Annotated in this window: 12 protein-coding genes; 5 read left to right on the top strand and 7 right to left on the bottom strand. The window is 44.3% G+C overall.

The genetic code is table 11. From position 1 onward, the window contains the following. Positions 1-82: 82 nt before the first annotated feature. A complete protein-coding gene (locus ACYJZR_RS04585) occupies positions 83-859 on the top strand; it encodes an MlaA family lipoprotein (protein WP_011106038.1) in 777 nt (258 codons plus the stop codon). A gap of 87 nt (positions 860-946) precedes the next feature. Here the strand turns inward: ACYJZR_RS04585 and ACYJZR_RS04590 are convergent, their stop codons facing one another. The 4 genes from ACYJZR_RS04590 to ACYJZR_RS04605 form a co-directional block, all read right to left on the bottom strand. Next, positions 947-2,239 carry an outer membrane protein transport protein gene (locus tag ACYJZR_RS04590; protein ID WP_025506240.1) on the bottom strand — a complete coding sequence of 431 codons (1,293 nt, stop codon included), beginning with the start codon at positions 2,237-2,239 and terminating at the stop codon, positions 947-949. 309 nt (positions 2,240-2,548) lie between these two features. Beyond that, on the bottom strand, positions 2,549-3,826 hold the full coding sequence (locus ACYJZR_RS04595; RefSeq protein WP_208893410.1) for an outer membrane protein transport protein: 1,278 nt from the start codon (positions 3,824-3,826) through the stop codon (positions 2,549-2,551). A gap of 296 nt (positions 3,827-4,122) precedes the next feature. Next, positions 4,123-4,851, bottom strand: a complete 729-nt coding sequence (locus tag ACYJZR_RS04600) for a DUF3379 domain-containing protein (RefSeq protein WP_025574821.1) — start codon at positions 4,849-4,851, stop codon at positions 4,123-4,125. Next, positions 4,844-5,419 (bottom strand): sigma-70 family RNA polymerase sigma factor, encoded by a 576-nt coding sequence (locus ACYJZR_RS04605; protein WP_005479482.1) that lies wholly within the window; start codon positions 5,417-5,419, stop codon positions 4,844-4,846. The genes ACYJZR_RS04600 and ACYJZR_RS04605 overlap by 8 nt, the downstream gene beginning before the upstream one ends. Before the next feature lie 717 nt (positions 5,420-6,136). On the opposite strand from ACYJZR_RS04605, the gene fadI reads away from it, so the two are divergent. Together fadI and fadJ are read left to right on the top strand one after the other, a co-directional pair. After that, on the top strand, positions 6,137-7,444 hold the full coding sequence (gene fadI / locus ACYJZR_RS04610; protein WP_406966048.1) for an acetyl-CoA C-acyltransferase FadI: 1,308 nt from the start codon (positions 6,137-6,139) through the stop codon (positions 7,442-7,444). After that, positions 7,444-9,555: a fatty acid oxidation complex subunit alpha FadJ gene (gene fadJ / locus ACYJZR_RS04615; protein WP_005457741.1), complete on the top strand. Its 2,112-nt coding sequence runs from the start codon at positions 7,444-7,446 to the stop codon at positions 9,553-9,555. Before fadI ends, fadJ begins: the two co-directional genes overlap by 1 nt. A gap of 64 nt (positions 9,556-9,619) precedes the next feature. Here the strand turns inward: fadJ and ACYJZR_RS04620 are convergent, their stop codons facing one another. Together ACYJZR_RS04620 and ACYJZR_RS04625 are read right to left on the bottom strand one after the other, a co-directional pair. Next, on the bottom strand, positions 9,620-9,874 hold the full coding sequence (locus ACYJZR_RS04620; RefSeq protein WP_005457697.1) for a hypothetical protein: 255 nt from the start codon (positions 9,872-9,874) through the stop codon (positions 9,620-9,622). A gap of 165 nt (positions 9,875-10,039) precedes the next feature. Continuing rightward, entirely contained in the window at positions 10,040-12,817 is a 2,778-nt protein-coding gene (locus tag ACYJZR_RS04625) for an insulinase family protein (protein WP_406966045.1), read from the bottom strand. Positions 12,818-13,192: 375 nt separating this feature from the next. On the opposite strand from ACYJZR_RS04625, the gene sixA reads away from it, so the two are divergent. Next, positions 13,193-13,657 carry a phosphohistidine phosphatase SixA gene (sixA, locus tag ACYJZR_RS04630; protein WP_005457775.1) on the top strand — a complete coding sequence of 155 codons (465 nt, stop codon included), beginning with the start codon at positions 13,193-13,195 and terminating at the stop codon, positions 13,655-13,657. Positions 13,658-13,793: 136 nt separating this feature from the next. Here sixA and smrB read toward each other — a convergent pair whose 3' ends face one another. Further along, positions 13,794-14,324 carry an endonuclease SmrB gene (smrB, locus tag ACYJZR_RS04635; protein WP_005457721.1) on the bottom strand — a complete coding sequence of 177 codons (531 nt, stop codon included), beginning with the start codon at positions 14,322-14,324 and terminating at the stop codon, positions 13,794-13,796. Between the two features lie 62 nt (positions 14,325-14,386). Between smrB and prmB the strand changes: the two genes are divergently transcribed. Further along, positions 14,387-15,319, top strand: a complete 933-nt coding sequence (gene prmB / locus ACYJZR_RS04640) for a 50S ribosomal protein L3 N(5)-glutamine methyltransferase (protein WP_005457652.1) — start codon at positions 14,387-14,389, stop codon at positions 15,317-15,319. Positions 15,320-15,446: the final 127 nt, after the last annotated feature.

The raw sequence follows: 15,446 nt of genomic DNA on the forward strand, positions 1-15,446 counted from the left end.
TCCTGCATTTGCTTTTTGGCGTTGGTCATACATTTTTAAATGAGGTTGCTTAAGTATATTAATAGTCGTTATGGAACATAGAATGTATAACAAGGGTAAATCCTACCTAATGTTACTGTTAGCACTTGGTCTTGTTGGCTGTTCGAGTGCGCCTGAGGAGGCAGTAACAAGTGAAGGAGAGACAAATCAAACGACTTCTGATGTGTATGATCCGTTAGAAGGCTTTAACCGCACGATGTGGGAAATCAACTACGAGTACTTAGATCCGTATTTGGTTCGTCCTGTGTCGATCGCGTACGTTGAATACACACCTGTGCCTATTCGTTCCGGTATCGCCAACTTCTTGTCAAACCTTGATGAACCATCAAGCATGGTGAACAACCTTTTGATGGGTAACGGTAGCAAAGCGGTGGATCACTTTAACCGTTTTTGGATTAACTCTACGTTCGGTATTCTCGGTGTATTTGACATCGCAACTGCGGCGGGTATCACCAAGTACGACAATAAAGAGTTCAGCAGTGCTGTTGGTCATTATGGCGTAGGGAATGGCCCATACTTTATGATACCTGGTTATGGTCCTTATACTTTGCGAGAAGTGACAGATACCGTCGATGGTATGTATCTCCCATTATCTTACTTGAATATTTGGGCTGGTTTAGGGAAGTGGGCATTAGAAGGTTTGGAAAAACGAGCGTTGCTTGTTCCGCAAGAAGCACAGCTTGATAGTTCTCCAGATCCTTATGTACTGACTCGAGATGTCTACATTCAGCGTCAAAACTTTAAAGCAGAAATCGACACGGTAGAAGAAGTGAATCCGGAAGAAGAAGCGTTGTTAGACGAATATCTAGATGAATTCTAATCGTTGATGTTTCAAATAAAATGAACGCAATAAAAAAGGCTTAGCAAGTGCTAAGCCTTTTTTGTCTCTCGATTTTTTAACGAGTAATTAGAAACGGTAGTTCGCTTGAACACCGATTAGCCAAACGTTACCTGTTACTTCACCAGAGAATTCTCCACCAAATGTAGCAGGATCTTTCATTGGTGGCATGCCATCAGTGCGACCTTCATACATTGAAGCATCTTTCGCAAAAATATAGGTAAAGCCAGCGTCTAGCGTTAGATTCTTAGACCATTCGTAACCAGCTCCAATACTTAACCATAGACGATCCGTTTCAGGGATAGTAGCTGTACGGTTTTCATCATTAACAGCAGAAGTATCGTAAGCGACACCTGAGCGTAGCGTCCATTTTTGGTCGAGTTTGTAAGTAGTACCTACAGCGAAGCGGTAGTTATCTTCCCAGTTTTCTTCTTTGATCAAATTTGATGCTTCACCTGGGAAGTCTGCTACTAGCTCTTTAAAACTACTCCAATTAGTCCAGTTGATGCTCGCATGAATCGCTAATTGTTCATTCAACTGATGGTAGCTTGCTAGTTCCGCTGTTGCAGGCAGAGCTAGGTCCATCGAGCCATTTTTATGAGCATTTGGATCTGCTGGGTTGAAACCAAGACCTTTCGCATAGCCTTCTAGCGTTAGATTTACTTCAGATTTGTAAGCAAAACCAATACGGTTATTAGCGTTGATTTGCCATGCAGTGCCTACTTGCCAGCCCCATGTCGTATCGTCGCCTTCCATGTATTTAAGAGTGGTTCCTGCTAGCTTGTCACCCATCTGCGGTGGCATAACTGCGCCGAAGCTGCCATCTGCCATGACGTAGCGGATACCGCCACCGACACTAAGCTGTTCGTTTAGCTTGTATGCTGCATTTAGGTTGGCTTCCATTGAGAATACGCTAGCTTGGTTGCCAAAGTTAGCTGCGGCAAAATCTTTTCCTAGGTCTGTTTCCATACCGTAGTTAGTGCCAAGGGCAAAGCCAATAGCAAATTTGTCATTGTACTGATGTGACAGGTAGAAGTTAGGGATGACAGCATCGTGAGCAAAGTCGTGTGAGCTTGCTTTATTAGGGCCATTTACGAATGTCGATGTGCCATCAACATCAATGTTAGGGTTTACATAGATGGCACCAACAGACACCTGAGTGCCCTCTAGGTAAGTCAGCATTGCTGGGTTACGCCATTGAGAACTTGCGTTGTCAGCCATTGCTGCTTCACCAGCGTAAGCACGACCTAGACCTGTTGCAGAATATTCAGCTAATTGGAAGCCTGCTGCATTTGCCATGCCTGAAGTGCCAAGTAGGCTAAGTGCTACTGCTGTTGATAGGAAAGTCTTGTTGGTTTTCATTCTAATGTTCGCTGAATTAATTATAACGTGGGGCAAAAGTCTAAAGGTAGAGTTATTACTTTAGAAATGAAAATCCGTAACATGAATGTATTTGGTGTTTTGTTCTAATTTGTTGTTTGTTTATGGTTTTATAATCTAACCATGATAGTAGAATGAAAAAAACTCAGCGAACACCTGTGAGGTCTAATTGTGATTTTTAGATACACGTGTTCACTCAAATTGAGCGGACGATAAGTGTTAGATAAGAAAAAAGGCTGGAAATCCAGCCTTTTATATAGAGTTTACTTACATTAAATATAAGGAATTTTCTTAGAAGCTACGGCTGTATTGTAAGCCAAACAGGATAGCGTCTGCGCGTGTCGTTGCTGACAAGCTCGAAATATTCTTAGGGCTTTGAGGGTTTGTTGGGTCGTACATTGAGTTTGGTGTAGACTCATTTACATCAACATCTTTACCCATTAAGTATGTAAAACCAAAGTCAACATTAGATTTGCTGTCGATATGGTATGTGAAACCAGTAGATAGCCACTGACGATCTGAATCTGGAACAGAAACAGACGTTAAGTCAGCTTGAGCACTGGTGTCGTACATGTAGCCAGCACGTAGAGTCCAATTGTTGTTTAGGTAGTAAGTACCGCCGATCGAGTAGTGCCAACCATCTTGCCATTGGTACTGCTTATCGTAGGATGAGCCCAACGGTGAACCACTTAGATTAGTGAATTCAATTTGATCGAAGGTTTCCCAGCCGATGTATTGAATACTGTAGTGTACGGCAAATTTAGTGTCTTGGATTTTGTGGTAGCCAGAAAACTCAGCCATATCTGGTAGAGGTAGCTTGATTTTTTGACCTTTGTTGTCTTTCGCTTCCATTTCTGGGCTGTGGCGGTATGCAAGTCCAAAGCGGTTGTTTTCGTCTAGTTCAAACACAGTACCAACATTAAAGCCGACTGCCCAACCATCTGCTTCATCAACGTCAACGAGAGTGCCTAACAAAGCATGTTCACGCTTCATAGTGCCTTGACCGTAGATTAGGTCTAAACCGGCACCAAAGCTCCATTGTTCATTTAAGCGGTAAGAGCCTGCAAGGCCAAAGTTTGCACTTTTAACGTCAGTGAGGCCGCCGTATTCTTTTGCTGCAAAGCTGTTGTCGAACTCTGTTTTAGTGCCGAAGTTGGAGTACGCATTTACGCCCCATGCAAACTTGTCATTTACAGGAACGATTAGATGAATGTTCGGTGCAATAGAAGTATCGCCAGCGTCGTCATAGTTAGAGTCAACAGGCTTGAACAATGTTGGTGCTACTTGGCATTTTGCATCACAATACTTCGCATCTTTCACTTCAATCATTGAAGTAATGCTTTCAAAACCAAGTGACAGCTCCATTTTATCAAACAGAGCCATAGCCGCTGGGTTACGAGCCATTACTGACGCGTTATCGGCGATTACTGCATCACCAGCAAATGCACGGCCGATGCCAGTTGCTGATTGAGCGTTAATTTGGAAACCTGCTGCCATCGATTGACCTGAGGCAAAAGCTACCGTTACTGCTAGGAGAGTCTTTTTAAACAGACGCGTATTCTGAGTCATTTGTTTTTCCTTATTAGATTCGTCTCTCTGGACGATAAATTGAGCTTTTGCTCAGTGGCGCAGATAGTAGTATCAAGAGTGGGCTAGACAAATCCGACCATTAGATAAAATTGAATAAAAATTGCGGAAATGATGTCTAAAAGACGGGAAATTGCGCTTAAATTGCATAATTTAGAGTTTAAGCTCTAAATGCAATCGGCGTGGTGAGTGTTTTGTGAGCGATTAATACAAAAATGCCGCCAAATGAGAGTATTTGACGGCATTTCAATGTTTCTAAGCTAAAGTTGGTGAAGTTGTTACATTGGTTTTAGCATAGGCGCCAGTTTAGTGGCGATAGCGTCAATGTCTTCACCTTGTTCGCCGACTAAAATCATGCTGGTTGAACCAACGGGTTGGACGATACCTGTCATACCATCCTTTTCAAAATCTGCCGTTTGTTGGCTAGAAATTCCCGTAATAAAGAGCGTTACTTTGCCCTTTACACCCTGAAAAACCATGTGTAAAGCATTAGCTTCACCAAATCCACAGTGGTTTAGGTAGTAAACGTGGTAAGGGAAGTTGTCACTAAACTGATAATGAAATGGCGACATCTTCGCATTGATCTGGGAACTCGGCACGTTTTCATCTAAATGGCGTACAAACGACTCTTCATGAATGACATGTTTAATAGCTGTATCTGCGAGACTGGCTTGCGCAGGAGGCACCAGAATGTTACCCCAGTTGATTTGCCCCACCAGTAAACCTGCGGTAAAGGCAACAGAAGCTGCAAGCGCCATGGCTTTGCGGACAAAGTTGGGTTTGACGACTTTTTCGTCAAGTGCGCTAGAGGTTTGGCTAAACAAGATTTTATCCGCAAGATCCTCTGGCACATCCACATTCATGGCCTGCTTAATTTTCGCGTCGAGATCCAAAACGTCATCAACAAACTTACTGTTGGCATCGCTAGCGGCCAACGCTTGCAGAATCTCTTCATCCTTCTGTTTTGGATCCGACAAAATACGACGACGAAATTCTAAATCATCCATTTTTTTGTCCTCTCTTAGTATCTTGAGAATCCAACATCTCTTTAAGTTGATTTCGAGCTCGGAAAAGTCGAGTCATGACGGTGTTCTTATTTAAATCAAGAATGTCGCCGATTTCTTCTCCACTGAAACCGCCAATAACCTGAAGAAATAGAGGTTCACGATATTCCACATCCAACCTCATAATCTGTGCTTGAAGCCATTCTTGTTGATGATGCGGATCGTCGCTGACCTTAGCATCGTTGCCGTAGTCATCGATATCAACTAAATCAAATTGTTTGCGTTCGAAGCGACGTGCGTTTTCTCGCCTTAATATAGTAATAAGCCAAGATTTCGCAGCTTTTTCATCTTGAAGGCTATCGAGAGATTTCCATGCACGTAAGCAGGTCTCTTGCACTAAATCTTCCGCAATTGCTTTGTCCTTACACAACCAGTATGCATAGCGGTACAAATCGCGGTGATAGCCCCGGACGAGCGCTTCATATTTTCTTTGTTTGTCCATATCAGAGTTGACCGGACTGTTGGAATTTTTCTTTCCAAACATTTTTAATATGGCCACAGGAGCCTCCATCCTCGCTCTGTGTATTTCTTATACGTTTTGAGCATGACTTTACTTCTAATCCATCACTTATTGCTAAGCCAATCTAAGCCAGTATCGAGTGATAAATCCATTCGTTACAAGCTAAGTCGGTATATAAAAGTGTATACACAAATAACCGATATTATCTTTAGTGATGCAGTTTTGCTTGTTAACAATATCATCATTTAGTTATCAATGACTTGGTTAAATGCATTGGATTTATGTATCTGATACGTATTTTGAGTAGCAAGCTTGTGAATGGACTTGAATAGATGAGGCATTTAGATGCGTTCAAAGATCGTAAAATCACCATAAAATTGATCTATTTCAAAATCTCAAGCAGTGAAGGGGTTATAGTACATCTTGTCATCTCGTTAGTCCTTGTGACTAACATGTTGAGCAAGATGACACTTCCTTTTGAAGGCTGACTTTACTTTCTCCTAATCAGGAAACTGATTAATTTTCAATTGGCGTAAGTTAATTGTTTTATAGATATTCCGACCACACAGTTATGTGTGGTTTTTTTTTTGCTTCAATTTTACCTGCCACACACTTTCTGCCGTTTTTAGCTTCTATAGTTATTCAATATAATCAATGAACTAGAGCAATTGATCTACTTGCTTCACGTTTATTTAAACGCACGTTTGATAAATTTAACAAATTGATTACAATGTATTAGGTCAGACCTCTTGTATTTAAGGAGAAACAATGGGCAAGCAGGAAGTAAAAACACGCAATGGTGAGCGTGTTGCTATTGTCGCGGGGCTTCGAACTCCCTTTGCTCGTCAAAGCACGGAATTTAGCCAAGTGCCAGCGGTCGATTTAGGGAAAATGGTAGTAAGCGAAATGCTTGCTCGAACAGATATTGATCCGAAATTAATTGAACAAGTGGTGTTTGGACAAGTGGTTCAAATGCCTGAAGCACCAAACATAGCACGAGAAATCGTATTGGGCACGGGGATGAACATCCATACCGACGCTTACAGCGTGACGCGTGCTTGTGCGACGAGCTTCCAAGCGGCGGTAAACGTAGCAGAGAGCATCATGGCTGGCACCATTGAAATTGGTATCGCTGGTGGTGCGGATTCATCTTCTGTACTTCCTATCGGTGTGTCCAAAAAACTTGCTGCTAACCTGTTGGCTCTAAGCAAAACCAAAACATTGGGTCAGAAGCTCAATATTCTCAAGAGTCTGAGTTTTAAAGATCTCATGCCTGTTCCGCCAGCCGTCGCGGAATACTCGACGGGGTTGTCGATGGGACAAACGGCAGAGCAAATGGCGAAGACGCACGGTATCTCACGCGCAGCACAAGATGCGCTAGCTCATCGCTCTCATACATTGGCATCCCAAGCTTGGAAAGAAGGCAAAATCCAAGGTGAGGTGATGACCGCTTTTCCTGAACCTTACAAAAAGTGGATTTCTGAAGACAACAACGTTCGTCACGACTCGACGTTAGAGGGCTATGCAAAGTTACGTCCTGCATTTGACCGCCAGTACGGCAGTGTTACCGCAGCAAACAGTACGCCGCTGACTGATGGCGGCGCGGCAGTGATGCTGATGCGCGAAGGTAAAGCGAAAGAGTTGGGCATGGAAATTCTTGGCTACATCCGTGGCTACGCATTCTCAGCGATTGGTGTGGAAAAAGACATGCTGATGGGACCGACTTACGCGACTGCGAAAGTGCTCGAAAACACAGGCTTGGAACTGTCGGATCTGACTCTGATCGATATGCATGAAGCGTTTGCTGCTCAAGCATTGGCAAACGTGAAAATGTTTGCCTCAGATAAGTTTGCTCAAGAAAACCTAGGTCGTTCGAAAGCGATCGGTGAAATCGACATGGATAAATTCAATGTGCTCGGTGGCTCAATTGCTTACGGTCACCCATTCGCGGCGACGGGTGCGCGTATGATGACGCAAACTCTACGTGAACTGAAACGTCGTGGTGGTGGTATTGCATTGAATACCGCTTGTGCTGCGGGTGGTCTTGGCGCGGCAATGATTCTGGAGGTTGAGTAATGAGCGAGCAAAAAGCATTTAGTCTTAACGTTGATGAGCAGAACATTGCATGGTTAGCGATCGACGTACCGAATGAAAAGATGAACACGCTACAGGCAGCTTTTGCTGATGAAATGAAAGAAATTTTTGCTCAGCTAAAAGACTCCAGTGGCATCAAAGGGATGATCATTCACTCCTTAAAACCGGACAATTTTGTGGCAGGTGCCGATGTTCGTATGTTGGAGGCATGTACCACAGCGAATGAAGCACAAGCATTGGCAAAACAAGGTCAAGAGTTGTTCCAACAACTGTCTGACTTACCTTACCCTGTGGTTGCGGCTATTCACGGCCCATGTTTGGGTGGCGGTTTAGAACTTGCGCTTGCATGTGATTACCGTGTTTGTACGGATTCCGATAAGACACGCTTAGGCTTACCAGAAGTTCAACTCGGTCTATTACCGGGTTCTGGCGGTACTCAGCGTTTGCCACGTTTGATTGGTCTGTTACCGTCATTGGACTTGATCCTGACGGGTAAACAGCTTCGCGCGAAGAAAGCCAAAAAACTGGGCGTTGTGGACGCGTGTGTCCCTGACACCATTTTGCTCGACGTAGCAAAACAGTTTATCGACAAAGGCAAGAACAAGGGCAAGAAAAAGCAATCGACGAAAGAGAAGTTGATGTCGGGCAGTGGGTTAGGTCGTAAGCTTGTTTTCGAACAAGCTGCGAAGAAAACCAACCAGAAGACCCGTGGCAACTATCCAGCAACGGTCGCGATTCTTGAAGTGATTCAACATGGTCTGGAAAAAGGCTTTGCACAAGGGCAAGAGCTAGAAGCGAAACGATTTGGTGAGCTTGTGATGAGCTCCGAATCGAAGGCATTGCGCTCTATCTTCTTCGCGACTACTGAAATGAAGAAGGAACACGGCACGGATGCACAGCCTGCAGCGGTGAAAAAAGTGGGTGTTCTTGGTGGCGGCTTAATGGGCGCTGGGATCAGTCATGTAACGGTAGCAAAAGCAAAAGTGCCTGTTCGAATCAAAGATGTGAGCAATGACGGTGTGTTGAATGCACTTAACTACAACTACAAGTTGTTTGAGAAGCAGCGCAAACGTCGCATCCTGTCGAAAGCCGATTTACAGGCGAAGATGTTGCAACTGTCAGGTGGCGTAGACTTTACAAGTTACAACCACATTGATGTTGTGATCGAAGCGGTTTTCGAAGACTTGGATCTAAAACAACAGATGGTTGCGGACATTGAAGCAAACGCAAAATCTGAAACTATTTTTGCTACGAACACGTCTTCGTTACCAATCCACAAGATTGCAGAAAAGGCAGAGCGACCAGAAAACATCGTCGGTTTACATTACTTTAGCCCAGTAGAAAAAATGCCGCTGGTGGAAGTGATTCCGCATGAAACAACGTCTGATGAAACCATTTCGACAGTTGTCGCATTGGCTAAGAAGCAGGGTAAAACCCCAATCGTTGTGAAGGACAAAGCTGGCTTTTACGTAAACCGCATTCTTGCGCCTTACATGAATGAAGCTGCGCATATCTTGCTGGCAAATGAGCCGATTGAGAAGTTAGATGGTGCGCTGTTGGATTTCGGCTTCCCTGTTGGGCCAATCACGTTACTTGATGAAGTTGGTGTTGATATTGGCGCGAAGATCATGCCGATTCTGGTCAATGAGTTGGGCGAGCGATTCAAAGGTCCTGATGTATTCGATATCTTATTGAATGACGGTCGCAAAGGACGCAAGAGCGGGAAAGGTTTCTACACTTACAAAGGTAAGAAGAAAGAAGTCGATAAATCCATCTACAAGCTACTCAAACTGACGCCAGAATCGAAGCTCAGCGATAACGATATTGCGTTGCGCTGTGTACTGCCAATGCTTAATGAAGCAGTACGATGCTTGGACGACGGTATTATTCGCTCTCCGCGCGATGGCGATATTGGTGCGATTTTTGGTATTGGCTTCCCTCCATTCCTTGGCGGGCCATTCCGTTATATGGATCAATTCGGTTTGAAAGAACTGGTTGAGAAAATGAACGAATTTGCATCGAAATATGGCGATCGTTATGCGCCATGCGACGGACTGCTGACTAGAGCGGGTGAAGGTCGTACCTTCTACTAAGTGATTGAAACGCTGAACATTAAAAAGGCTTGCATCGCGCAAGCCTTTTTTCGAACAGAAGTGTTTATTTCTTCTTGTCTTTTTTATCTTTGTTATGCCCTTTACCTGGGTTGTCATCGCCATGCACGCTAGCGTTTCCTTTTTTGTCTTTATCATCCCAGTTTTTAGAAGAGCAATCGTCGGATTTGACGGAAATATTGTCACCGCTTAGGCGAACACAATCTTTGCTCAACTCAAAATCGTCACCTTTTACTGTGATTTCTGCATGAGCGGATGCGAATGGTAATAATACTGCAGCAAGTAGTAATAGTTTCTTCATGAGTGCCTCATCTACATGTTTTTTGTGCGGTAATTAGAGCATAAGCGGCAATCGCGTAATTTCAATTTTCTGTTAAGACTATCCAAGTCGTATTAGTAAATTGATGGGTTTCTCACATATTTTACAGCTCGACTTCCGCCCATTTTATCCGTTACGGTGATGGTCTTAGCCCAGACCGCAATCTTTTGGTCGTAACTGAAATTCTTCGATAGAACCAATTTCTTGCCCTAAGTGAATTCGAGGTGCGTCGACATGTGCTTGGCCTTGCGAGTGCATGACTAACCGGTTTGCTGTTCTCGGTTTCAGTTCGTTAACGACAAAGCGAATCATGTCTGCTCTTGTTAGCTTTTTGAGCTCGGCTAGTACTTTTTCGCGTTGATTAAACTCGGTATCTTTGTTGCCTATGGCTACCCACAAGCGTTGCGCTCGTCCACGTAAAGTCGTGTCTGGGGTTGCGACTTGGTTCCAAAGGCCACGCTTACTGCTGTGCCATTGGTAGTCGTTGAGCTCCAAAAGCACCATGTAAAATGCATTTAAAAATTCATCGATAGAGGTGACTAATTCCGCAGGAGCTGCGTTTGGTGATTGCACATAAAGCACAATCCCCGGATGACGGTTCAGTGGCATGTTACCAGTGCCGACCATGTAGCCGAGTTGCTGCTTGGTGCGAATCTCATGAAAGAAGGTTGCCGACATGAGGTGATTGGCCAAAGAATAAAGTGCGATGCTGCGCGGTTCGATGTCTTCACACTGGTGGTAAATTACCACCGCTGAGTCTTGTTGATTACAATGCACTTCGCGCTGAAAACTGCCATTTTGACCGAGCATAATTAACGGACGCAGTGCTTCTTCGTAGCGCTGTTCTTTTACGCGCAAGGCATCTTTCAAGGTTGTTGCCATATCATGCGCTTGTTGACGTTGCCAGTCGCCATAAACGAACATTTCTACGTGGAGTTCCGCCAAAATCGACTCGACGAATGTCGACAGTTCATCGACTTCAATCTCTTCTAGCGCTTCTGCAAGCGTCGCGAAAGGAGGATTGTTGGGCTGCAACAAACCTGTTAATGCGTTGAACAGTTGAGAAATTGGGCGATCTTGAGATGAATTTCGCCAATTACGTAATAATTGTTGTTTGATGGTTTCAAACCGAGTTGGGTTAAACTCTCTCGCGGCGAAACGGCGTAAAATCATCTCAAGCAGTTGTGGCAGTTTTTGGCTGAAGCCCGACAACGTCAAAGTTACACCACCTTGGTGCGCATACATGTTGTAGCCCATGCCCGCGATTTCAGCTTGGTAGGTTTCTTTGGCTAGTGAGTCCAAAAACATTTCGACACAAAGACGTGTTTTCACAATATTCTTAGGCGACGCGACCGCGTGAGAACTGTCGATCGCAACGTACACTACGCCTTTCGGCACTCGGAACTCATCATCTTGCAAATGCCACAGGCGAAAACCTTCGAGATCTTCAATCAACTCCGGTAGTGAGCCCCCGTTTTCAAAGGGCATTGGGTCGAGGTCGTAACAAATGTACGGGTTCTTCTCTGGCAGAACAAACTGCCAACGCGGATCAATTTGTTGGAAGAAGCGTTTTTGCTCGCTACTGAATGTAGTGACGGAGTAGGGGGTGAAATACCACTCCGCAGTGCGATTGTACTCAAGTCCTTTGGCGATCAGCGTAACGCGGACATTGTCGACAGATAAATATTGCAGCAGAGAACGTTGTAGATCTTCATCATAGCCCGACATTTTGTAGTCGCCATAGATAATATCGTGCGGCTGATAATGCTGCATATTGATGACTAAATGGCTAACTAAATCGAGAGGGCGTGAAGGTTCTTGAAAGCGGAATGCAGACTCCAATACTGCTTGCTTCTCTAGGTAGCGCCACTCATTCATTCCGTCTTGTTTGATCATGGTTAGATATTGGAAGACTGCTTGAATGATGTCATCTACGTGGTCTAACCCTTCTGGTGTGAGTGTACAACTGACCGTAAAATCACGATAGTTGCTGCCACTTGCCCCGCCGCCGGCTGATAGGGACGTGATCCAGCCTTTGCTTTTCAGTTGAAGCATCAAGCTCCCTTCGCCTTCGTAACCTAACAAATGAGCGAAATAAGAGAGAGGCTTCACGCCGTAGTGTTTATCCATTCCCGGCATAGGGAAGGTGAGAATGAGTTTGCGAAACTCTTTGATGGGCTCAATTTGAACCAAAATTCCGGTGCTGCCTTCAGTCCCAATCGGTACATCAATCGATTTGCCACTTAATTGATGATTAGGGATGTCGGCGAACATGGCTTCTACCCAAGCTTGCTGCTCATCAAGAGATTGAGGCCCAAACAACGTCAGCGTCATAAGATCGGCTGAATATTGAGAATGATGAAACTCGACAATTTCATCACGAATAGACTGACCATCTCGGTCGCCAAGCGTATCTAAATTGCCGACAGAGAATTTTGAAAATGGATGCTCTGGATTGATGACCTCTTTGTTAACTTGATACAAGCGACGCGAGTCGTCATTCAATTTCAGCTTGTACTCAGAGTCGACCGCTTGGCGCTCTTTATCTAATGCTTCTTCGTTAAACAGTGGCTCGGTAAAGAATTGGCTAAAGCGATCCAGTGCGTTTTCAAATGCACTTGGAGTGACATCAAAAAAGAAGCAGGTGTGCTCCGTTCCTGTCCACGCGTTATTCGTTCCACCATGTTGGCTAATATAACTTTGAAACTCGCCCACTTTAGGGTATTTTTCCGTACCCAAAAAAAGCATGTGTTCTAGATAGTGAGCCAGACCTTGACGATCAACTGGGTCGTCGAAGTGTCCAACGTTCACAGCTAGGGCGGCTGCCGACTGTTGAGCTGTATCAGAATGAATCAGCAATACGCGCAAGCCATTACTCAAAGTAAGGTAGCGGTATTGGTTTGAATCGTTTGGACTTAGGTGCACGATGCGTCTCCAGATTTCGCATTACATTAATTATGAACCCCAAAGGGGGTAGCGCAAATGTTGCGTTCGACAAATACTGCTTGCCGCATTTTTGTTATTCGTAAGAGTACTGCATTGGGCCCATCGCTTTTGCGTATGGGGTAGAGCTGTTTGAAGGAATGCACTGAGTTCATGACTTCATCGTAGAATGTGATGAACTGAGTATATTCTTTTTAATAGATTGTTAAGAAAGTCGCTATCTTTAGCAAGCGAATTGGTATAATGAACAGATAATTATATCAGTATTTTTGTTTCGTCATTATTAAAATTAGCCCCGGTTATCTATAAAGATAGCAGTCAACCTTTTGGTAGCGTTAGCTATCCCTAGGAAATAACATGAAAATATTCATCATGCGTCATGGCGAAGCTGAGCATTTCGCAGATTCAGACGCAGCAAGAGAACTGACCCAAAGAGGCAGAACCGAGTCAGAGGCTGTTGCACGAGCTTGTGCTGAGCAAGGTTTTGCTCAATTTGACAAAGTGTTGGTGAGCCCCTACATCCGTGCTCAGCAAACCTGGCAAGAAATCAGTACGTTTTTCTCGACAAAAAGCATCGAGACCAGTGACGACATCACACCATACGGTCAATCGGATTGCGTGTTTGATTTTGCGAATGCGCTCATTGAAGTCGAGAAACTAGAGTCTCTATTGTTTGTTTCTCATTTACCGTTAGTTGGTTATTTGACGTCTGAGTTTGTGAAAGAGATGACGCCTCCAATGTTCCCAACCTCTGGTTTAGTGTGCATCGAATACGAACCACAAACACAGCGTGGTGAGGTGCTTTGGCATATTACGCCTTAAGCATCTAAGTCATCGTTATCTAAAGATAAATCGATCTCTCACAATAGACAGACATCTAAAATGAGCATTTAAAAATTAGATATAGATAAACAAAAGGCAGGAATATCCTGCCTTTCTTATTCTTAGAGTGTATGTGTTACTTCTCTGGAATAGAGAGCAAAACCAGCAGCGCGCCGTCACCGCCAAATTCTAACGGTGCTTGGTGGAAGGCCATCACATCAGGGTGCTGAGCCAGCCAAAGTGGGGCTTTTTGCTTCAGAATGTGTTTACCAATACCGTGTTGAACACACGCACAGTGAATTTCGTTTTTTACGCAATAGGCGATCATGGCACCAAGTTCGCGTTTAGCTTCTTGCTGTGTCATGCCGTGCATATCGAGGAAAACGTCAGGCACGTAGACACCACGACGCAGACGTTTCACTTCATAAGTAGAAACATCATCACGAGCATAGCGAGTTGGGCCTTCTTCGTTTAATCGAGGCACAAACTCATCGGAAAAGTAAAACTCAGAATCACTCGCTTCTCGGTTTGAGCGTTTGATTTCTTTTTGCTTAGTATTTTTTTTTGGTTGCTGGATTATGGTATCCTGTCGCAACTTTTTTACGCCCTGTACTGCTTCCTTAAACAAGGCGAAATCGTCATCATGTTCGGTGTCTTTTTTGCTCATTAGGTAAACAATTTCATTAATAAACTTTATTGGCAGTATTGTAGCGCTTTTCGGAGGCAATTTTGGATAAGATTTTTGTAGAAGAGGCGGTATCGGAACTGCATACCCTTCAAGATATGATTCGTTGGACGGTTAGCCGCTTTAATGCAGCGAACCTGTTTTACGGTCATGGTACTGATAACGCGTGGGATGAAGCCGTTCAGCTTATCCTGCCAACCTTATACTTGCCGATCGATGTGCCTCCGCATGTATTGAACTCTCGCCTAACTACAAGTGAGCGTCTACGCATTGTTGAGCGAGTAGTAAAACGCATTAACGAGCGTACGCCAACGGCTTACTTAACAAACAAAGCGTGGTTCTGTGGTCTTGAGTTCTTCGTTGACGAGCGTGTTCTTGTGCCACGTTCTCCAATTGGTGAATTGATTCAAGCGGAATTCCAACCTTGGCTGGTAGAAGAGCCAACTCGAATCATGGATCTATGTACGGGCAGTGGCTGTATTGCGATTGCATGTGCGCACGCATTCCCTGAAGCAGAAGTTGACGCGATTGATATCTCAGCGGACGCGCTTCAAGTTGCAGAACAAAACATTCAAGATCACGGCATGGAACAACAAGTGTTCCCAATCCGTTCGGATCTGTTCCGTGATCTGCCAAAAGAGAAATACAACCTCATCGTGTCTAACCCACCTTATGTGGATGAAGAAGACATGAACAGCCTGCCACAAGAGTTCACGCATGAACCTGAGCTAGGTTTGGCTGCGGGTACCGATGGTCTGAAATTGGTTCGCCGTATTCTTGCGAACGCGCCAGACTACCTAACTGATGACGGTATCTTGATCTGTGAAGTGGGCAACTCAATGATCCATATGATGGACCAGTACCCACAAATTCCATTCACTTGGATTGAATTTGAAAACGGTGGCCACGGCGTATTTATGCTGACTCGTGCGCAACTGGTTGATTGTGCAGAAGAGTTCAAACTGTACAAAGACTAATCCGTCTTTCCCAAAAACCTCAAAACACCGAGCCTGATGCTCGGTGTTTTTTTATGCATAACTCATCGATATTAACTCTTTACATCAAAACGTAATAAAGCCACTATGAATCCACGAAGAATTGGAA

Source organism: Vibrio sp. RC2502 (assembly GCF_054850435.1).